At 63.1% G+C, this 18,739-nt stretch carries 17 protein-coding genes; 6 read left to right on the top strand and 11 right to left on the bottom strand.

Annotated elements, in window-relative coordinates:
- Window positions 1–7 precede the first annotated feature (7 nt).
- The 3 genes from BMI87_RS17165 to BMI87_RS17155 are packed head-to-tail and all read left to right on the top strand — an operon-like array spanning window position 8 to window position 2,296.
- The gene (locus BMI87_RS17165) at window positions 8–1,300 is read left to right on the top strand and encodes a lipoprotein-releasing ABC transporter permease subunit (protein ID WP_078522841.1); all 1,293 of its coding nucleotides are present in this window, start codon (window positions 8–10) and stop codon (window positions 1,298–1,300) included.
- Complete coding sequence (locus tag BMI87_RS17160; RefSeq protein ID WP_078522840.1) at window positions 1,293–1,976, top strand: ABC transporter ATP-binding protein; 684 nt, start codon at window positions 1,293–1,295, stop codon at window positions 1,974–1,976. The genes BMI87_RS17165 and BMI87_RS17160 overlap by 8 nt, the downstream gene beginning before the upstream one ends.
- On the top strand, window positions 1,973–2,296 hold the full coding sequence (locus tag BMI87_RS17155) for an arsenate reductase family protein (RefSeq protein WP_078522839.1): 324 nt from the start codon (window positions 1,973–1,975) through the stop codon (window positions 2,294–2,296). Before BMI87_RS17160 ends, BMI87_RS17155 begins: the two co-directional genes overlap by 4 nt.
- Before the next feature lie 91 nt (window positions 2,297–2,387).
- Here the strand turns inward: BMI87_RS17155 and BMI87_RS17150 are convergent, their stop codons facing one another.
- From BMI87_RS17150 to phaC, 5 genes are all read right to left on the bottom strand, one after another.
- Window positions 2,388–2,594 carry a cold-shock protein gene (locus BMI87_RS17150; protein WP_075775516.1) on the bottom strand — a complete coding sequence of 69 codons (207 nt, stop codon included), beginning with the start codon at window positions 2,592–2,594 and terminating at the stop codon, window positions 2,388–2,390.
- Window positions 2,595–2,823: 229 nt separating this feature from the next.
- Window positions 2,824–4,773, bottom strand: coding sequence for a threonine--tRNA ligase (gene thrS, locus BMI87_RS17145; protein WP_078522838.1), 1,950 nt, complete (start codon window positions 4,771–4,773; stop codon window positions 2,824–2,826).
- Between the two features lie 298 nt (window positions 4,774–5,071).
- Window positions 5,072–5,620, bottom strand: coding sequence for a polyhydroxyalkanoate synthesis repressor PhaR (gene phaR, locus BMI87_RS17140; RefSeq protein WP_078522837.1), 549 nt, complete (start codon window positions 5,618–5,620; stop codon window positions 5,072–5,074).
- A 150-nt stretch (window positions 5,621–5,770) separates the two neighbouring features.
- On the bottom strand, window positions 5,771–6,220 hold the full coding sequence (locus BMI87_RS17135) for a phasin, PhaP (RefSeq protein ID WP_078522836.1): 450 nt from the start codon (window positions 6,218–6,220) through the stop codon (window positions 5,771–5,773).
- 142 nt (window positions 6,221–6,362) lie between these two features.
- Window positions 6,363–8,156 (bottom strand): class I poly(R)-hydroxyalkanoic acid synthase, encoded by a 1,794-nt coding sequence (gene phaC / locus BMI87_RS17130; protein WP_078522835.1) that lies wholly within the window; start codon window positions 8,154–8,156, stop codon window positions 6,363–6,365.
- Window positions 8,157–8,266: 110 nt separating this feature from the next.
- Between phaC and phaZ the strand changes: the two genes are divergently transcribed.
- Window positions 8,267–9,577: a polyhydroxyalkanoate depolymerase gene (gene phaZ, locus BMI87_RS17125; protein ID WP_078522834.1), complete on the top strand. Its 1,311-nt coding sequence runs from the start codon at window positions 8,267–8,269 to the stop codon at window positions 9,575–9,577.
- A 90-nt stretch (window positions 9,578–9,667) separates the two neighbouring features.
- Window positions 9,668–10,486, top strand: a complete 819-nt coding sequence (locus BMI87_RS17120) for an NERD domain-containing protein (RefSeq protein WP_078522833.1) — start codon at window positions 9,668–9,670, stop codon at window positions 10,484–10,486.
- Here BMI87_RS17120 and BMI87_RS17115 read toward each other — a convergent pair.
- The 6 genes from BMI87_RS17115 to pepN form a co-directional block, all read right to left on the bottom strand.
- Window positions 10,472–11,182 (bottom strand): alpha/beta fold hydrolase, encoded by a 711-nt coding sequence (locus BMI87_RS17115; protein WP_078522832.1) that lies wholly within the window; start codon window positions 11,180–11,182, stop codon window positions 10,472–10,474. The genes BMI87_RS17120 and BMI87_RS17115 overlap by 15 nt on opposite strands.
- A 97-nt stretch (window positions 11,183–11,279) precedes the next feature.
- A complete protein-coding gene (locus BMI87_RS17110; RefSeq protein WP_078522831.1) occupies window positions 11,280–12,023 on the bottom strand; it encodes a carboxylesterase in 744 nt (247 codons plus the stop codon).
- A 72-nt stretch (window positions 12,024–12,095) separates the two neighbouring features.
- Window positions 12,096–13,067, bottom strand: a complete 972-nt coding sequence (locus BMI87_RS17105; RefSeq protein WP_078522830.1) for a DUF808 domain-containing protein — start codon at window positions 13,065–13,067, stop codon at window positions 12,096–12,098.
- Between the two features lie 143 nt (window positions 13,068–13,210).
- Window positions 13,211–14,728 (bottom strand): Asp-tRNA(Asn)/Glu-tRNA(Gln) amidotransferase subunit GatB, encoded by a 1,518-nt coding sequence (gene gatB, locus BMI87_RS17100; protein ID WP_078522829.1) that lies wholly within the window; start codon window positions 14,726–14,728, stop codon window positions 13,211–13,213.
- An 86-nt stretch (window positions 14,729–14,814) separates the two neighbouring features.
- Window positions 14,815–15,228, bottom strand: a complete 414-nt coding sequence (locus tag BMI87_RS17095) for a hypothetical protein (protein ID WP_078547441.1) — start codon at window positions 15,226–15,228, stop codon at window positions 14,815–14,817.
- Window positions 15,229–15,369: 141 nt separating this feature from the next.
- A complete protein-coding gene (gene pepN, locus BMI87_RS17090; RefSeq protein WP_078522827.1) occupies window positions 15,370–17,940 on the bottom strand; it encodes an aminopeptidase N in 2,571 nt (856 codons plus the stop codon).
- 321 nt (window positions 17,941–18,261) lie between these two features.
- Between pepN and BMI87_RS17085 the strand changes: the two genes are divergently transcribed.
- A complete protein-coding gene (locus tag BMI87_RS17085) occupies window positions 18,262–18,594 on the top strand; it encodes a hypothetical protein (protein ID WP_078522826.1) in 333 nt (110 codons plus the stop codon).
- The last annotated feature ends 145 nt before the right edge of the window (window positions 18,595–18,739 follow it).

Here is an 18,739-nt window from a genome sequence, read left to right as displayed (position 1 = left end):
GGAGCCGATGGCCGCACGCACTGCCCCGTTTTCCCGTTTCGAGTTCATGATCGCATGGCGCTATCTGCGCGCGCGCCGCGCCGAAGGTGGCGTCTCGGTCATGACATGGATTTCCCTGATCGGCATCGCACTGGGCGTGGCCGCCCTGATCGCGACGCTTGCCGTGCGCGCGGGCTTCCGCGCCGAGTTCGTCTCGACTATCGTCGGCTCGAACCCGCAGATCACGGTCTATTCCGCGCCGATGGAAGTGGCCGAGGGCTCGGGCGTCTATTCCAAGCTGATCCGCGACTATGCCGCGCGCACCGAGCGGATCAAGGCGATCCCCGGTGTGGTCAGCGCGGCCCCGGCCGTGCGCGGTCAGGCGATGGTCAGCTTCGGCGACCGCTCCAACGTGGCGGATGTTTACGGGCTGGCGCTGTCGGATCTGAAGAACATCCCCAATATCGCCCATTCCGACGACGCGCAGGGCGATATCGACAATTACGGTGAAGGCATCGCGATCGGCATCGGGATGGCGCGCGATCTGGGCGTGACGGTGGGCGACACGGTCAAGGTGATCTCGCCGAACGGGGCCAAGACGCCGTCCGGCACGAGCCCGCGGGTGAACGCCTACAAGATCTCGTATGTGTTCTCGGCCGGGCGGTATGACATCGACCAGACGCGGCTTTATATGCCGTTCAAGGAGGCGCAGAGCTTCTTCAACCGCGAAGGCGGGGTGGATGAGATCGACGTCGACGTGGCCGATCCGGAAGGCATCGCCGAATGGGAGCCCGCGATCATGGATGCGAGCGGCAAGGGCACGCTTTTGTGGACGTGGAAGGACGCCTCGTCGAGCTTCCTGCGCGCGCTCTCGGTCGAGGATAACGTGATGTTCATCATCCTCTCGATCCTCGTGCTGATCGCTTCGATGAATATCACCTCGGGGCTGATCATGCTGGTGAAGAACAAGGGTCGCGATATCGGCATCCTGCGCACGATGGGGCTTAGCGAGGGCTCAATCCTGCGGGTCTTCTTCCTGTGCGGGGCCTTCACCGGGGTGATCGGAACGCTTGCGGGGCTGGCGATCGGGGTGCTGTTCGCGGTGAATATCGACCACGTCATGGGCTTCGTGAACTGGCTCAATGGTGGCGATGCCTGGGACCCGTCGATCCGCGGCATCTATCATCTGCCAGCGAAATTGCAGCCCTGGGACGTGACCAAGGCGGTGGCGCTGTCGCTGACGCTGAGCTTCATCGTGACCATCTTCCCGGCGCGCCGTGCTGCGCGCATGAACCCGGTGGAGGCGCTGCGCTATGAATGACGTTCTGATCTGCGAACAGTTGGAAAAGTGCTACAACCGGGGCAAGCCGAACGAGATCACGGTGCTCAAAGGTCTCGATCTGACCATTCCGAAAGGGCAGGTCGTGGCGCTGGTCGCGCCCTCGGGGGCGGGGAAATCGACGCTTCTGCATATCGCGGGGCTGCTGGACACGCCCGATTCCGGGCGGGTGCTGATCGATGGCGAGGACCTGACCGGTGCGCGCGATGGCAAGCGCACGGCGGCGCGGCGCGAGAAGCTGGGCTTCGTCTACCAGTTCCACCACCTGCTGCCGGAGTTCTCGGCGGTCGAGAATATCGTGCTGCCGCAGCTGGCCAATGGCGTCAGCCGCAAGGCGGCGGAAGAGCGGGCCGAGGACCTCTTGAGCCGCGTCGGTATGGCGGGCCGGATGGATCACCGCCCCTCGGCGCTGTCGGGGGGTGAGCAGCAGCGCGTGGCGTTCTGCCGGGCGCTCGCGAACGGGCCGAGCCTGTTGCTGGCCGACGAGCCCACGGGCAATCTCGACCCGGCCACCTCGGATACCGTGTTCGACGTGCTGATGGGGCTGGTGCGCGAGACGGGTCTGTCGGCGCTGATCGCGACGCATAACATGGAGCTCGCCGCCAAGATGGACCGCGTGTTGCATCTGGATAACGGCGCGCTGGAGGAGGGGATATGATCGTTTACGGGATTTCGACCTGCGACACGGTGCGCAAGGCGCGCAAGGCGCTGGAAGCGGCCGGGCGCGACGTGGAGTTTCACGACGTGCGGGCGGAGCCTCTGACGGGGGCCGAGGTCGCGGAATTCGAGGCGGCCTTCGGCGACAAGATCGTCAACCGCGCCTCCACGACGTGGCGCAACCTGCCCGAAAGCGAGCGCGAAAAGCCCGTCGCCGATCTGCTGGGCGAACATCCCGCGCTGATGAAGCGCCCGGTGATCCGCGAGGGCGACAAGCTGACGCTGGGCTGGGCGAAGGCCACGCAGGCCGAGTGGCTCTGAGAGGGGAGCCCCTCATCGAAGACTGAGACAGAAAAACGGCGCGCATCCCGCGATGCGCGCCGTTTCAAATCCTTACCGTCCGATCCTAAGATCAGAGCAGGACCAGATCCGATGCCGAGGAGCGGCCGTCGCGACCCGACTGCAGCTCATATTGGATCTTCTGATTGTCATCGAGCCCCTTGAGACCCGCACGCTCGACAGCAGAGATGTGCACGAACACGTCCTTGCCGCCTTCGTCGGGCGCGATGAAGCCGTAACCCTTGGTGGAATTGAACCATTTCACGGTGCCAGTGGCCATTACCGTCTTCTCCTTCGTAGTCTCCCGGCGCGATATTGCGTCCGGGCCGTGCAGCCAGTCTCTTTCGGGTCTTCCGGCTGCCTTTTTCAGAAGCGAGGCGGTAGGAAAGTCTGTAACACACGCATATTCAAGTCTCTCCGAGAATTGCAAAAATGCAATGACATTCCGTGAGGGGCGCAAGCCCCTCACAGGTCTGTGAAAATTCCGGATCGGCCTGAATTTGCGGCAATTATCCGCGCAAATCGGGCGGCGTCGATTCGGTGATCAACTGCTCGACGATCTCGTCGATTGCCACCGTGGAGGTGCGGGTGTCGCCGAGTTTGCGGACAGACACGGTGCGTTCCTCGACCTCTTTCATCCCGATCGCGAAGATATAGGGGACCTTGCCGAGCGAGTGCTCGCGGACCTTGTAATTGATCTTCTCGTTGCGGGTGTCGGCCTCGGCGCGGATGCCGGCGGCGCGCAGCTTCGACGTCACTTCCAGCACGTAGTCGTCGGCATCCGAGACGATCGAGGCCACGACCACCTGACGCGGCGCGAGCCAGAGCGGCATCTTGCCCGCGAAGTTCTCGATCAGCATGCCGATGAAGCGCTCGAACGAGCCCAGCACTGCGCGGTGCAGCATCACGGGGCGGTGGCGCTCGCCATCCGAGCCCACGAATTCCGCATCCAGACGCTCGGGCAGGTTCGTGTCGACCTGCAGCGTGCCGCATTGCCAGTCGCGCCCGATCGCGTCGGTCAGCACGAATTCCAGCTTCGGCCCGTAGAACGCGCCTTCGCCTTCGAAGATCTCGTAATCGTAACCGGCGGCCTTGCATGCATTGCCGAGCGCGGCTTCGGTGTAATCCCAGCTTTCATCGCTACCGATGCGTTTTTCGGGGCGCGTCGACAGCTTGATGCGCCAGTCGGTGAAGCCGAGATCGTCATAGATCCCCGAGAGGAACTTGATGAATTTCTCGGTTTCCGCCTCGATCTGATCCTCGGTGCAGAAGATATGGGCGTCATCCTGCGTGAAGCCGCGCACGCGCATGATGCCGTGCAGCGCGCCCGAGGGCTCGTAACGCGCACAGGAGCCGAACTCGGCCATGCGGAGCGGCAGGTCGCGATAGGATTTGACGCCCTGATTGAAGATCTGCACGTGGCAGGGGCAGTTCATCGGCTTGAGCGCGTTGACCGTCTTCTCGCGTGCATGATCCTCGTCGACTTCGACGATGAACATGTTCTCCTGGTAGTTCTCCCAGTGGCCCGAGGCTTCCCAGAGCTTGCGGTTCACCACCTGCGGCGTGTTCACCTCGACATAGCCGTCATCGCGCTGCTTGCGGCGCATGTAGTCCTGCAGCGCGGTGTAGATGGTCCAGCCGTTCGGGTGCCAGAAGATCTGGCCCGGCGCCTCTTCCTGCATGTGGAACAGGTCCATCTCGCGGCCGAGCTTACGGTGGTCGCGCTTGGCGGCCTCCTCCATCATCGTGACCCAGGCGTTGAGGTCCTTCTTGGTCTTGAAGGCCACGCCATAGATGCGCTGCAGCATCGGACGCGAGCTGTCGCCCAGCCAATAGGCGCCCGCGACATGGGTCAGCTTGAACGCATCCGCCGGAACCTGACCGGTATGCTGCAGGTGCGGGCCACGGCAGAGATCCTGCCAGTTGCCATGCCAATACATCCGGATGTCTTCGCCTTGCGGGATCCGGTTGATCAGTTCGACCTTGTAGGGCTCTTCCGTCGCCAGATAGTGGTCGATCGCGTGTTTGCGGCTCCAGACCTCGGTCTTGATGGCGTCGCGCGCGTTGATGATCTCGCGCATCTTCTTCTCGATCGCGCCGAGGTCTTCGGGCGTGAAGGGCTCTTCGCGGTCGAAGTCGTAGAACCAGCCATTGTCGCGGACCGGGCCGATCGTGACCTTCACGCCGGGATAGAGCTCCTGCACGGCGCGGGCCATGATATGGGCGAGGTCGTGGCGGATCAGCTCCAGCGCGGGGCCGTCATCCTGCATCGTGTTGATGGCGATCTGCGCGTCTTCCTGGATCGGCCATTGCAGATCCCAATGCGCGCCGTTCACCTGCGCAGAGATCGCTTTCTTCGCCAGCGACGTCGCGATGGAGGCGGCCACTTCGGCCGGCGTCACGCCCGCGTCGTAGTCGCGCGAATTGCCATCGGGAAAGGTGAGGGAGATTTGGGACATGTCGTCCTCCTCGTCGGTTTGGCGCCCACGGAACGCCCGGTTGCGGGATATATGCTTCCCGAGCCTTTTGCGCGGCTCGCGCGCGGCTGTCAATGGCTTGGGGCTGGGGGAGGTGTCGCAGGGGGCGCTGCCCCCGCGCTAACGCGCTCCCCCGGGATATTTCGGCCAAGCCGAAGCTGAAAGCCTCGTGCGCGTTCGTGTTGGCGAAAATATCCCGGGGGTGAGGTGCGCAGCACCGAGGGGGCAGCGCCCCCTTGGCTATGGGCCAAGAAAAAGGCGCCGCTCGGGCGCCTCTCGCTTACATCTTGTTGAGCTTGCTCTGCAGATCGGCGAGCTGTTTCTTGATCGAGTCCAACTCGCCGCGATCATCGCCGTCATCGGGCGCGGGGCCGGACGAGCCTGCCGTGCCCCAGCCGGCCATCATGTTCTGCAAGAAGGCCTGTTGCTGCGCCTGCAGAGCCTCGAAGCCCGGCATCGAGGCCATGGGATTTGGCATCTTGTTCATATTCTCGAGCATATGCGAGTGCCCCTCGCGCAGCATCTCGAAGCTGGCTGCGAGGAATTGCGGCACCACCGATTGCGCAGCCCCCGTATAGGAGCGCACCAGATCGGTCAGCACGTCTACCGGCAGGACATTCTCGCCGCGGCTTTCGTGCTCGGCCACGATCTGCAGCAGATATTGCCGCGTCAGGTCGTCGCCCGATTTCAGATCGACAATCTGCACCTCGCGCCCGTCGCGGATGAATTTCGCGATGTCTTCGAGCGTCACGTAATCGCTGGTCTCGGTGTTGTAGAGACGGCGGCTGGCGTAACGCTTGATCAGCAAGGGCTTTTCGTCTTCGGCCATGTGATGCGATCCTCCCCGGATTGTGCTTGTGCAGCGATTGTGTGACGCCGCGCTGCCAAAAGCAATAAAAGAAAAAGGGCGCGCCACGAGGGCGCGCCCGAGATACGCGAGGCCGACTGGGAGGAGGAAGCCGGTGCCCGCGGTGAATTCTTACTTCGCAGCCGCCGTGGCTTTCTTCGTCGCGGCGGTCATGTCGGCGGTCGCCTTCTTGACGTTTGTGGAGGCTTCTTCCGACATGTCCTTGCCGGCAGCCATCATCAGCTCGACGGTGTCCATCTGAACCTTTTTCGCGATTTCAGCGAAAGCGGCCATGTTTTCGGCAGCCATCTCGGCGGAAGCCGACGCGAAGTCGCTCATCGCCTTGGCGTAATCGGCGGGCTCGTCCTTGGTTTTGGTCAGGTCGCCCATCTTGTCGATGGTGCCCTTGGTCCATTTGGTCGAGATTTCGGTCGACTTGCCGGCAGCTTCAAGCGCCACCTGCGACATCTTCTCGCCCAGAGCCGCTTGCGATTTGAAAGCGTCTTGGAATTTCGAGGTGTCGACGGGGAAGGACGCCATCATGTCCTGCATGATCTTGGTGTAGTCTTGGGTCTTAGCCATGTGAATGCTCCGTTGGGTTGGGGCCCGTGGTCTGGAACGTTGGCGGGGCCCTTTGGGTTACGCAACGTATATACATGCTGCGACGCAGCATTTCAAGAGGAGAATTGCTGCGCCGCAGAAACTTTCAACCCAAGCGGGAAAGTTATATCTTAACTATCTCTTTTACATAAGTGCCGGGCGCATCAGCCAAAACCGGGTGATCTGCATCGCCGGGCTGGCGTGCGGGCACCATCGCGCCGGACTTCTTGGCCAGCCATTCGCCCCAGCGCGGCCACCAGCTTCCCTCGTGGAACTCCGCCTGCGCTTTCCACTCGTTGGGATTCGCGACCGGCGCCTCAGAGGTGTAGTGGCCATATTTCTTCTTGCTGGGCGGGTTCACGATCCCGGCGATATGGCCCGACTGCGACAGGATGAAGGTCTTGTCCTTCGATCCCATCTTCGCGACCCCGTTGAAGGACGCGACCCAGGGCGCGATGTGGTCGGTTTCGCAGGCGATGGCCATCAGCGGCACATTCACGTCCGAGACCTTGACCGTCTCGCCCAGCACCTCAAAGCCGTCGCGCGCGAAGCGGTCCTTCTGGCAGAGCCCGCGCAGATACTCGACCGCCATCTTGCCCGGCAGGTTCGTCGAGTCGCCGTTCCAGAACAGCAGGTCGAAGGCGGGCGGGGATTCCCCCATCATGTAGCTGCGGATCGCGGGCCGATAGATCAGGTCGTTCGAGCGCAGGTAGGAGAAGGTGCGCGACATGAAGTAGCTGTCGAGCACCCCGTCGGCCTTGCATTGCCGCTCGATCCCGTCGACGAAATCGTCCTGCAGGAAGACCGCGAATTCGCCCTGATCCGAGAAGTCGGTGAGCGTGGTGAAGAATGTGGCCGAGTTGATCGACTTGTCCTTGCGCTTGTTCAGAAGGCCCAGCGTCAGCGACAGCGTGGTGCCCGCGATGCAGTAGCCGACCGCGTTGACCTTCTTCTCGCCGGTGATCTTCTTCACCTCGTCGATCGCGGTCAGATAGCCTTCCTGCACGTAGTCATCCATGCCGACATCGGCATAGCTCTGGTCGGGGTTCTTCCAGCTCACCACGAAGAGGGTGAAGCCCTGATCGACGATCCAGCGGATCAGTGAGTTCTGCGGCTTCAGGTCCATGATGTAGAAACGGTTGATCCAGGGCGGGAAGATCACCAGCGGGGTCTTGTGAACCTTCTCGGTGGTCGGCGTGTACTGGATCAGCTCGAATAGGCGGTTGCGATAGACCACCGCGCCCTCGGCGGTGCCGATATTCTCGCCCACGGTGAAGGCGTCCTTGTCGGCCAGCGTCACCAGCAGATCGCCGCGGTTCGCCTCAATGTCGCGCACGAGGTTCTCGAGCCCTTTCACGAGGCTCTCGCCTTCGGTCTCGATCGCCTTCTCCAGCGCGTCGGGGTTGGTGGCGAGGAAATTCGTCGGCGCCATCAGGTCGATGATCTGGCGCGAGAAGTAGTTCAGTCGCTGACGGTCCACCGGATCGAGATCGTCGAGCTTGTCGACCGCCTCTTTCACGCCTTTGGCCGCGATCAGATACTGCTGTTTGATGTAGTTGAAATAGGGGTGGCTGTCCCAGAGCGGATTGGCGAAGCGCGGATCGGACGGGCCGGGATCTTCCGGCGGGCGGAACGCGCCCTTGGCGAGCGCCTCCTGCGCTTCGAGGTAATGCTTCATCGCCTGACCCCAGTAATTCACCTGGGCTTCGAGGATTTTCGAGGGCTTTTCGAGCCACTCGTTCATCATGGCGGCAGAGGACGTCATGTAGAGATCGGCGCCGGGGCCTTCGAGGGCCGGGTTCATCGGTCGCTTATGCGCGATCGCATCGACCATGCGCTCGGTCAGTTCTTCGATGCGGGCGAGGTTGTCCTGCATCTTCTGCGATGCAGCAATTTTGTCCGTCTCCTCGGTTGTCATAAATGATATTCCTCCCTATCCTCTGCACCAGCATAATATCGCCGCAGTCTTGGGGTAAAGCGGCGTTTCCATTGCCGAGTGAGTGCGTGGCCCGCCCCGAGGAGTTGCATATGAAAACGATCATGTCCTACGACCTGATGGAAACCTTCAGGAACACGAACGAGTGGATGGGCGCCTCGGCGCGCGCCATGGCGTCCTACCCGGTCTGGGGTCTCGCCCCGCATCCGATGTTCAAGATCATGTCGGCCTGGGGCCGCGTGACGGAGCGTTCGTTCGCACGGATGGTGATCAAGCCCGACTGGGGCATCCATTCGATCGCGGCCGAGGACGGGCGCGATCACCTCGTCGAGGTCGAGACCGTGCTCGACAAGCCCTTCGGCAGCCTCGTGCATTTCAACGTCCATGGCCGCGAGCCGATGGAGCGCCGCATCCTGCTGGTGGCGCCGATGTCGGGCCATTACGCGACGCTTCTGCGCTCGACCGTGGCCTCGCTGCTGCCCGATGCGGACGTTTGGGTGACCGATTGGCATAATGCGCGCGACATCCCCGTTTCCGAAGGCAAGTTCGATATCGAGGACTACACCCTCTACCTTGTCGATTTCATGAAGAAGATGGGCCCTGACTGCAACGTGATCGCCGTGTGTCAGCCGGCACCGCTCGCGCTGGCCGCAACCGCTTATCTGGCCGCCGAAGACCCTGCCGCGCAGCCGCGCACGCTGACTCTGATCGGCGGGCCGATCGATCCCGACGCGAAGGCGACCGAGGTCACCGATTTCGGGCGCCGCGTCACGATGGGCCAGCTCGAGCAGATGGTGATCCAGCGCGTCGGCTTCAAATACAAGGGCGCGGGCCGTCTGGTCTATCCGGGCCTGATGCAGCTCGCCTCGTTCATCTCGATGAACATGGACAAGCACGCGCAGGCCTTCCAGGAAAAGATATGGAGCGAGGCGCAGGGCGAAGGCTCCGAGCATGACAAGCATTACCGCTTCTACGACGAGTATCTCGCGGTGATGGACATGACGGCGGAGTTCTACCTCTCGACGGTGGAGCGGATCTTCAAGGGCCTCGAGATCGCCCAGAACCGCTTCGAGGTTGCTGGCAAGATGGTCGATATCTCGAAGATCACCAAGGTCGCGGTGAAGACCGTGGAGGGCGAGAAAGACGACATCTCCGCCCCCGGCCAGTGCGTCGCCGCGCTCGACCTGTGCTCGGGCGTGCCGGATTCGATGAAACAACAACACCTCGAGCCCGGCGCAGGCCATTACGGCATCTTCGCAGGGTCGCATTGGCGCAACAACATCCGCCCGCTGGTCCTCGATTTCATCGACGAGAACGCCGACAACCCGGCGCCCGGTAAAGGGAAGCCCGCGACGGTCACGCCGATCCGCAAGAAGAAGGTGAAGACGGCCGAGGCGGGGTGATCTCACTCCACGCGAGAGTTTTAGGAAAGCGCTGCTTCGGCAGCGCTTTTTTATTCGCGGTATCGCCATCGTTTTGACGGGTTTCGGCGCATGATCGGAAAATCACTTGGATTTTTTGAGACCGAGATTATGGACGCATTGTTTTTCCCCGTTGTACTGCTTCTCCTCCTCTTAGTTGCGATCGTAAAATTCCCCCGTTTCAAGGGGTTCATCGGAGAGGTTTACGTCAGCAAAGGACTTAAGAAACTAGCTGAAGAGAGGGGCATGCATCTCTTCGATGATGTGACCCTGCCCGTGAAGGACGGAACGACGCAGATCGATCATGTCCTCATATCGCGGAGCGGCGTGTTCGTGATCGAGACCAAGAACATGAGCGGTTGGATATTCGGTGCGGAGAGGCAATCTCAGTGGACGCAGGTTCTCTATAAGAAAAAGACCAAGTTTCAGAATCCACTGCGGCAAAACTACAAGCACATCAAAGCGATCGAAGAGTGTCTTGGTGTAGATGGCAGCAAGGTTCAGGGGGTTGTCGTCTTCGTTGGTGGGGCGGTCCCGAAAACCGAGTTTCCTTCCAGCGTTTACTGGCGGCGGAACTCGATGCTCAGCTTTCTGAAGTCTCCGCACCAAGTGATACTCACGGAGAGTGAGGTTGAGGCGCTATGTCAGGCGTTGGAAAGCCGGCGGTTCGAGCGGGGTTTGAGGACCACGCAGCAGCACATCAAGAACGTCAGGACGCGAGTGGAAGCGCAGGCTTCGACAGATGCGTGCCCGCGATGCGGATCCGCGATGGTCGAGCGTCGTAGCAAGAAGACGAATGACGTCTTCATGGGCTGTACGAATTTCCCCAAATGCCGTGGGACCCGGAAAGTCGAAGCCCCGAAGGTTGTTGCGTTCTCACGCCAGCAATAACGGCGCCTCCAGCCAGTCGCGCAGGCCTTGGGTGATCTTCTCGGGCTGCTCCAGCGGGCTCAGGTGGCCTGCGCCGAGGATCAGGCGGAATTCGGCGTGGGGCATCAGCTCGGCGAGGAATTCGTGGCGGCGCGGCGGGCAGATCTTGTCGTATTCGCCGCACATCAGCAGCGCGCGGGTTTTCGTGGCGCGCAGCGTGCGTTGCAGGTCGGGGCGGCGCATCAGGGCGCGCGATTGCGCCTCGAACGTGTCGGCGCCCAAGCCTGCCGCCATCTCCAGCATCATCGCCTGAATCTCGGCGCGGCCGGGATCGGGGGCGAGGCTCTCGGCGGGGATTTCTTCCAGCATCATCTCGTCGAGCCGCCCGGTGAGCGCCTTCACGATCCGGGTCTCTCGCGCGGCGGCGATCTGCGGCATCTCGGGCAGGGGGGAGACGTCGAGCAGCGCGACTTGGCTCACCCGGTCGGGGGCGCGGCGCAGGATCTCGATTGCGACGACCGCGCCCAGCCAATGCCCGACCAGCGCGAATTGCGGCGGGGCCTCGTCGAGCACGGTCTGCGCCATCTCCTCGATCGTCGCGCCACGCAGCCGCGCCACCATCACCGAGCGCTCGGAGGACAGTTCCTGCAGCGGGTGCCAGAACAGCCGTGCGTCGCACATGAAACCGGGAAGAAAGACCAGCGGGTCGCTTGGCATCGCTCGAAACCTCAATCGCGGCGCGTTTTCGCGCTTCTCGCGTCGAGTGTGCCGCAAGGGTCGAGGTCAAGCAAATCGAAATGCCGCAAGCAGCGGATCACAGCCGGGCGAGCACCTCCGCCAGCGCGGTCTCGATCAGCGCGAGGCAATCGGGGTCCGAGAAGCGGTGATCGGCGCCTTTGACCAGGGTCAGGCGCATGTCCGCGCCCTCGGCATGCTCCAGCAGGCGGATCGCGGTCTCGGTGCTGACGGCCTCGTCGGCGGTGCCTTGCAAGAAGCGCGTGGGGAAGGGCAGCGCCAGCGGGCTGCGCAGCACCAGCCGCTCGCGGCCCTCGTTGATCAGGCGGCGCGTGATGACATAGGGCTCGCCGTAATCCGACGGAATGGCGATGGAGCCTTCGCTCTCCAGCTTGTGCCGGGTTTCCTTGTCGAAGCTCGCCCAATAGCCGTCTTCGGTGAAATCGGGGGCGGCGGCGATGGTGACGAGGCCCGCGACTTTCTCCGGGTGTTCGCGCGCCATCAGGAGCGAGATCCAGCCGCCCATCGAGGAGCCCACGAGGATCTGCGGGCCTTCGGGCTTGGCCATGATCACGTCGCGCGCATCTTCGAACCAGTCGCCGATCGCGCCGTCCTCGAATTCCCCGCCCGAGACACCGTGGCCGGAATAGTCGAAGCGCAGGAAGGCGCGGCCTTCGCGCTTGGCCCAGTCCTCGAGCGCCAGCGCCTTCGTGCCTTCCATGTCGGATTTGAACCCGCCGAGGAACACCACGCCCGGCCCTTTGCCCGGCGTCAGATTATAGGCGATGCGGCGGCCTTCTTGGGTCTCGAAATACTCGGTCATCTGCGCTCCCTGCGATCTGTTCGCGCCCAGCCTATCGGGCGGCGCGGGTGGCCTCAACCTGTCCGCTTGCGCTCAGTGCGCGGGCTTTTCCTTGCCGGTGACGGCGCGGTAGATCGGCTGGATGATCCGGGTGACGACGGGGATCAGGACCAGACCGTAGATCAACCCGAAGATGCCGTCGAAGAACGCGGTGACGGCCCAGCTGACGAAGCCTTCGGCGGTGCCTGCCGCATGGGCTGCGGCCTCGGCCTGATGGTGGATCCAGTCGTAGGGCGCGTGCCAGCCAAGCTCTGCCAGACCGTGCAGCACGATATTGCCGCCGACCCAGATCATCGCGGCGGTGCCGACGATCATCAGCAATTGCATCAATCTGGGCATCACATGCACGATGCCACGCCCGAGTGCGCGCGTAGGTCCGAGCTTGCCATTCTCGGCCAGCCAGAGCCCCGCATCATCGGCTTTCACGATCAGAGCGACCGAGCCATAGACCACCACCGTCACGCCGATCCCGATGATCGCGAGCGCAATCGCCTCCATCCAGATCGGCTGGCCCGAGGGCAGGGCGGCGAGGCCGATCGTCATGATCTCGGCGGAGAGGATGAAATCGGTCTTCACCGCGGATTTGACGCGCTTTTCCTCGAGATGGTCGGCGGTTTCTGCGGCGACATGGCCCTCGGCATCGGGCTCATGCGGTTTGAACAGGTGATAGACCTTCTCCGCGCCCTCAAAACACAGGTAGGAGCCGCCCAGCATCAGCAAGGGCGTGATCAGCCACGGCGCGAAGGCAGAGAGCAGCAGCGCCGCTGGCAGCAGGAAGATCAGCTTGTTCTTGATCGAGCCGAGCGCGATTTTCCCGACGATCGGCAATTCGCGGGCGGGCTTGAAGCCGTGGACATATTTCGGCGTCACGGCGGCATCGTCGATCAGCGCGCCAGCGGCTTTCGAGCCTGCCTTGGCCGCCTGACCTGCCGCGTCGTCGATGGAGGTCGCCGCCACTTTGGCGATCCCCGCCACGTCATCCAGCAATGCCAGCAAGCCACTCATCGCAAACCCTTTCCCAATCACGCCCGCGTGAGCCTAGGGCGCGTCTCCCCAAGCCACAAGCGCGAAGACTTGTTCCCGAATTCTTTCCGGGCGGACATGAAAAAGGCGCCCGAAGGCGCCTTGATCGGAATTGTTCGCGAGGCTTACAGCCCCAGCTTCTGCGCGACGATCTGGTTGACCGCCTTGGGGTTGGCCTTGCCGCCCGAGGCCTTGATGACCTGACCGACGAACCAGCCAGCGAGCTTCGGGTTGGCCTTGGCCTTCTCGACCTGCTCGGGGTTCGCAGCGATCACCTCGTCCACGGCGGCCTCGATGGCGCCCGTATCGGTGACCTGAATCATGCCGCGCTCTTCCACGATCTTCTCGGGGTCGCCGCCTTCGGTATAGACGATCTCGAAGAGGTCCTTCGCGATCTTGCCCGAGATCTTGTCGGACTTGATCAGCCGGATGATCGCGCCAAGCTGCGCGGCATCGACCGGGCTCGACGAGATGTCGTGGTCTTCCTTCTTCAGGCGACCGAAGAGCTCGTTGATGACCCAGTTCGCGGCGAGCTTGCCGTCACCGGCCTCGGCCACCACAGCCTCGAAGTAATTCGCGTTCTCGACCTCTGCGGTCAGCACCGAGGCGTCATATTCCGACAGGCCCAGCTCCTTGACGAAGCGCGCCTTCTTCTCGTCGGGCAGTTCGGGCATCGAGGCGCCGATATCGTCGACCCAGGCCTGCTCGATCTCGAGCGGCAGCAGGTCGGGGCAGGGGAAGTAGCGGTAATCATGCGCCTCTTCCTTCGAACGCATCGAGCGCGTCTCGCCCTTGTCCGGATCGTAGAGGCGGGTCTCCTGCACCACTTCGCCGCCGTCTTCGACGATGGCGATCTGGCGACGCGCCTCGTATTCGATCGCCTGTTGGATGAAGCGCATCGAGTTCATGTTCTTGATCTCGCAGCGGGTGCCCAGATGCGAGAAATCCTGCGTTTCCTGATATTTCTCGTAAGCGCCCGGCTTGCAGATCGAGACGTTAACGTCCGCGCGCAGGTTGCCGTTTTGCATGTTGCCGTCGCAGGTGCCCAGATAGCGCAGGATCTGGCGCAGCTTGCCGACATAGGCCGCCGCTTCCTCGGGGCCGCGAATATCGGGGCGCGAGACGATTTCCATCAGCGCGACACCGGTGCGGTTGAGGTCCACGAAGGACATATGCGGGTCCATGTCGTGGATCGACTTGCCCGCGTCCTGCTCGAGGTGGATACGTTCGATGCGGACCTTTCGGGCGACGCCCGGGCCCATGTCGACGATGATTTCGCCCTCGCCCACGATGGGGTGGTAGAGCTGCGAAATCTGGTAGCCTTGCGGCAGGTCCGGGTAGAAATAGTTCTTCCGGTCGAAGGCCGAGCGCAGGTTGATATCGGCTTTGAGGCCGAGCCCGGTGCGCACGGCTTGCGCCACGCAGAACTCGTTGATCACCGGCAGCATGCCGGGCATCGCCGCGTCGACGAAGGCCACGTTCGAGTTCGGCTCTGCACCGAATTTGGTCGAGGCGCCCGAGAACAGCTTGGCTTTCGAGGCTACCTGCGCGTGGACTTCAAGCCCGATCACCAGCTCCCAATCCGATTTGGCACCGGCAATGACCTTGGGTTCGGGGGCTTGGAATTCGAGATGGTCGAGCATGTCCACATCCTGTCAGTAAAGGCTTGGGCAAGCTTCTAGGACAGGGCAGGGGCGGGAGCAAGAGGGCGACCGCCCCGGATTAGGGATCAGACCACCGGCACCCCATAGGATTCGAAAATCGCGCTGAGCCGGTCGAGCGGCGGCGTGGCCTCGCGCGGCAGGTAGGCGCGACGCCCGTCGCGCAGCGTGACCATGCATTCGTCGCCCGCTAGCTTGCGCCGCCGCAGCCGCGCCGAGTCGATCTGCGCAAGCGGGAACGTGCCCAATTGCCGCCCGTTGCGATAGACCTCCATTCGCGCTGGCGTGATCCGCAGCAGCCCCGAGCGGTTGCGCATCAGCTTGTACAAAGTGAGGGCGAGATAGATCCACGCAGCGACATGAATCCATGTCGTCGCGGTCAGTTTCATTGCGCTGTAAAGCAGCGCCATCCCGAAGGCGAGGGCGAGATAACCTCCCGCCCGGCGGGCCTGGTGTCGGTATTCAAATTCATTGTCGTCCATGGTCGAGCCCATCCGCGAAATTGCGTAACGCCCGCAAGGCGCGGGCGTCCGCGTTTCGTAGCGCGAGAACCCGGCACGGATGGGCCGAAAATACGGCCAATCCGTGGTGAGATGGGCGCGCCTGCGGGCGCTGAGCGGAAATCAGCCCAACAGACGCTGCGTCATCTCCGACAGGTCGCGGCTGAGGCCCGGCTGAGCGGCGATCCGCTCCAGCTCGCTGCGCATCTTCTCGCGCCGGCCTTCGTCATAGCGCGTCCACGTCTCGAAAGCGGTGGACATGCGGGCGGCGACCTGCGGATTGACCGGATCGAGCTTCAGGAGCCAGTCGGCATAGAAGCGATAGCTCGCCCCGTCCGCGCGGTGGAACCCCGCGTGATTGCCCGACAGTCCCGCCATCAGCGCGCGGAAGCGGTTCGGCGTCTTCCACGTGAAGAGCGGATCGCCGGTCAGCGCCTCGGCGCGCTCCAGCGCCATCTCTGGCGGGCAATTGGCAAGCTGGACGAGGAACCACTTGTCCATCACCAGCCGGTCGCCCTGCCAGCGGTCGCGGAATTCGGCCATGGCGGCGGCGTCCTGCCCGGTCTGCACCAGTGCTGCGAGCGCGCCGAGGCTTTCGGTCATGTTCTCCGCCGAGGCAAAAAGCGCCCCCGCCCGAGCCCCACCGTCGATGCGGTTCAGGAGTCGCAGGACCGCAAGGCGCAGCGCCCGCGGACCGGCCTGCTCGGGATCGGAGCTATAGGGGCCCCTCGCTTCGGTGCTGGTGAAGATCTCGGCCAGAAGCGTCTTGTGCGCGCTCGCCAGATCGCGGGCGAGCCCTTCGCGTGCCGCGTAGATCGCAGCCGGATCGGGCGTCTCGCCCTGATCGTAGAGCGCCTGCGCGATGCTGTCCTCGGAGGGCAGGTTCAGGCACAGCGCACGGAAGGCCGGATCGGCGGTCTCGTCGCGCAGCAGCGCCCCGATCGCATCGGAGAAGGACGCGTCGGTTTCCTGTCCCAGTACTCGCCCGATCAGCACTTTCTGGGCCAGCGCGCGCCCCGCCTCCCAGCGGTTGAACGGGTCGCGGTCATGGGTCAGCAGGAAGGCCAGTTCGGACGTGTCGGCGTCGCGCTCCAGCCGCACGGGGGCGGAAAAGTCGCGCAGGATCGAGGGTACCGGGCGCGTCGCGAGCCCGTCGAAGGTGAAGCTCTGTTTCGCCTCGGTCATTTCCAGAACGGTGGAGGGCACGACCTCGTCGCCATTCTCGGACAGAAGGCCGACTTCAATCGGAATGTGGCGCGGAAGTTTTTCCGTCTGGCCCGGCGTGGGGCGCGTTTCCTGTTCGAATTCAAGCGTGTATGTGCCGTCCTTGAAACTATCGCGCACCCGCAGGGTCGGCGTGCCCGCATCGGTATACCAGCGCTTGAACTGGCTCAGATCTCGGCCCGAGCTGTCCTCGAAGACCTTCAGCCAGTCCTCGATCGTGCAGGCTTGCCCGTCATGGCGCTCGAAATAGAGATCAAGCGCGGCGCGATAGCCCTCGTGGCCGAGCAAGCGGTGCAGCATCCCCACGATCTCGGCGCCTTTCTCGTAGACGGTCGCGGTGTAGAAGTTGTTGATCTCGCGGTAATGATCGGGGCGCGGCGGGTGCGAGAGCGGGCCGCGATCCTCGCGGAATTGCCGTCCGCGCAGCGAGAGGACGTCGTCGATCCGCTTCGTCGCATGGCCGCGCATGTCGCCGGTGAACTGCTGGTCGCGATAGACTGTCAGCCCCTCCTTCAGGCACAGCTGGAACCAGTCGCGGCAGGTGATCCGGTTGCCGGTCCAGTTGTGGAAATACTCATGCGCGATGATGCCCTCGATGCGCTCGTAATCGGCATCGGTGGCGGTCTCCGGCGAGGCCAGAACCCATTTGGAGTTGAAAATGTTCAACCCCTTGTTCTCCATCGCGCCCATATTGAAGTCATCGACGGCGACGATGTTGAAAATGTCCAAGTCGTATTCGCGCCCATAGGCCTCTTCGTCCCAGCGCATAGAACGGTGCAGCGCCTGCAGGGCGAAGTCGCAGCGGTCCTCGTCGCCGGGGCGAACCCAGATATTCGTCGCGACCTCGCGGCCCGACATCGTGGTGAATGTACCCGAATGTGCGCGCAGATCGCCCGCGACCAGCGCGAAGAGATAGGCGGGCTTAGGCCACGGATCGACCCATTCGGCATAGCCGTCGCGGCTCTCGACGAGATCGCCATTCGCCAGCAGCACCGGCTGGTCGCCGGTGATCGTGACGTGGAAGCGCGCCATCACATCGGGGCGGTCCGGGTAGTAGGTGATCTTGCGGAAGCCCTCGGCCTCGCATTGCGTGCAATACATGCCGTTGGACATATAAAGCCCTTCGAGCGCGGTATTCTTCGACGGTGCGATCCGCGTGACGGTTTCCAGCGTGAAGGGCTGCGAGGGCAGAACGTTCGCCGGGATCGTCAGGCCTGTCTTTGTCAGTTCATAGTCGTCCGGCGTCAGCGCCCGCCCGTCCACTGCAACCGAGACAAGCTCCAGATCTTCGCCATCGAGTTCCAGCGCGGCCGCCTCCTGCCGGGGCGAAAAGGTGAGGCGCGCGCGCACTTCGGTCGCGTCCGGGTCGAGCGTGAAATCAAGCCGCACGGTCTCGAGGGTGAAGGGGTAGGGGCGGTAGTCGCTCAGGCGCTTGGCAGGGGCGTCGGCAGCCGTCAGTTCAGCGGACATTCTAACGATATTCCTAATTAACTTCGGGTTATTTCAGGTGGCGCGCGCCCGTGCGAAAGCAAGTTCGCCTTTGCGTGAGCCGCGCCTCTGATGTTCGGCGGGCGCGACCCGGTCTTGGCGTCGCAGTCCCGCAGCTGGCGGAACAGTATCTGGCCCGCTCGGGGTTTTCAAAGCGGTTTCGCGGACCGCTCTGAGAGACGCGTGGCAGGCCGGACGAACCTGAAGCGGGTGGGTTGCGTTACCTGAGGTGAACGGGGCGGCTTGGCGCGAGGTCGCGATCGCCCCGACATGGAATTTGGAAAGATGGAAGGAGGACATCCGATGTCCGCACCCGATACCAATGTGAAGACCCAGAAGAAAAGACACGCCCCCGCCCTGATCGGCATCGCGATCGTCGCGGTGCTGGGCGTGGCGGTGATCCTGGTCTGGATCGCGATGGCCACAGATACCTCGGAGCCCGCGGCAAGCGATGCAAGTCAGGCCGAGGTCACGACGCAGCCCGCGCCGGAGACCGAGGGTGTCGTGCGTTCGGAGCCGCCGGCGAAGCCGCTGGACGGGATTGGTCTGTCCACCACGCAAGCGCCCGAGACGACTGGTGTCGGCAATGTTGAAAGCAATGGCGACGCGACGCAGGCCGACCCGATCCAGCAGTGAGCTCGGACGGGTCGCGCGCGGCTGCATCGCTCCCGTTTCCGTGAGCCGCTGGCCTTTTTACGCCCTTTCACCGTCTTAGCGTCTTCTCGCCCGCGACAGGCAATCCGCTGGACATTCACGCTCAGCGGTTTCATCTAGTACGCGA

It is taken from the genome of Thioclava sp. F28-4 (assembly GCF_002020045.1).
Classification (GTDB): Bacteria; Pseudomonadota; Alphaproteobacteria; order Rhodobacterales; family Rhodobacteraceae; genus Thioclava; species Thioclava sediminum.
The sequence above is the reverse complement of the archived record's forward strand: the minus strand, read 5'-3'. Positions and strand labels throughout refer to the sequence as shown.

Excerpts from the sequence above, each read along its gene's own strand:
- BMI87_RS17165 (WP_078522841.1), top strand. The coding sequence starts at position 8 with ATGGCCGCACGCACTGCCCCGTTTTCCCGTTTCGAGTTCATGATCGCA.
- BMI87_RS17160 (WP_078522840.1), top strand. The coding sequence starts at position 1,293 with ATGAATGACGTTCTGATCTGCGAACAGTTGGAAAAGTGCTACAACCGG.
- BMI87_RS17155 (WP_078522839.1), top strand. The coding sequence starts at position 1,973 with ATGATCGTTTACGGGATTTCGACCTGCGACACGGTGCGCAAGGCGCGC.
- BMI87_RS17150 (WP_075775516.1), bottom strand. The coding sequence starts at position 2,594 with ATGGCCACTGGCACCGTGAAATGGTTCAATTCCACCAAGGGTTACGGC.
- thrS (WP_078522838.1), bottom strand. The coding sequence starts at position 4,773 with ATGTCCCAAATCTCCCTCACCTTTCCCGATGGCAATTCGCGCGACTAC.
- phaR (WP_078522837.1), bottom strand. The coding sequence starts at position 5,620 with ATGGCCGAAGACGAAAAGCCCTTGCTGATCAAGCGTTACGCCAGCCGC.
- BMI87_RS17135 (WP_078522836.1), bottom strand. The coding sequence starts at position 6,220 with ATGGCTAAGACCCAAGACTACACCAAGATCATGCAGGACATGATGGCG.
- phaC (WP_078522835.1), bottom strand. The coding sequence starts at position 8,156 with ATGACAACCGAGGAGACGGACAAAATTGCTGCATCGCAGAAGATGCAG.
- phaZ (WP_078522834.1), top strand. The coding sequence starts at position 8,267 with ATGAAAACGATCATGTCCTACGACCTGATGGAAACCTTCAGGAACACG.
- BMI87_RS17120 (WP_078522833.1), top strand. The coding sequence starts at position 9,668 with ATGATCGGAAAATCACTTGGATTTTTTGAGACCGAGATTATGGACGCA.
- BMI87_RS17115 (WP_078522832.1), bottom strand. The coding sequence starts at position 11,182 with ATGCCAAGCGACCCGCTGGTCTTTCTTCCCGGTTTCATGTGCGACGCA.
- BMI87_RS17110 (WP_078522831.1), bottom strand. The coding sequence starts at position 12,023 with ATGACCGAGTATTTCGAGACCCAAGAAGGCCGCCGCATCGCCTATAAT.
- BMI87_RS17105 (WP_078522830.1), bottom strand. The coding sequence starts at position 13,067 with ATGAGTGGCTTGCTGGCATTGCTGGATGACGTGGCGGGGATCGCCAAA.
- gatB (WP_078522829.1), bottom strand. The coding sequence starts at position 14,728 with ATGCTCGACCATCTCGAATTCCAAGCCCCCGAACCCAAGGTCATTGCC.
- BMI87_RS17095 (WP_078547441.1), bottom strand. The coding sequence starts at position 15,228 with ATGGACGACAATGAATTTGAATACCGACACCAGGCCCGCCGGGCGGGA.
- pepN (WP_078522827.1), bottom strand. The coding sequence starts at position 17,940 with ATGTCCGCTGAACTGACGGCTGCCGACGCCCCTGCCAAGCGCCTGAGC.
- BMI87_RS17085 (WP_078522826.1), top strand. The coding sequence starts at position 18,262 with ATGTCCGCACCCGATACCAATGTGAAGACCCAGAAGAAAAGACACGCC.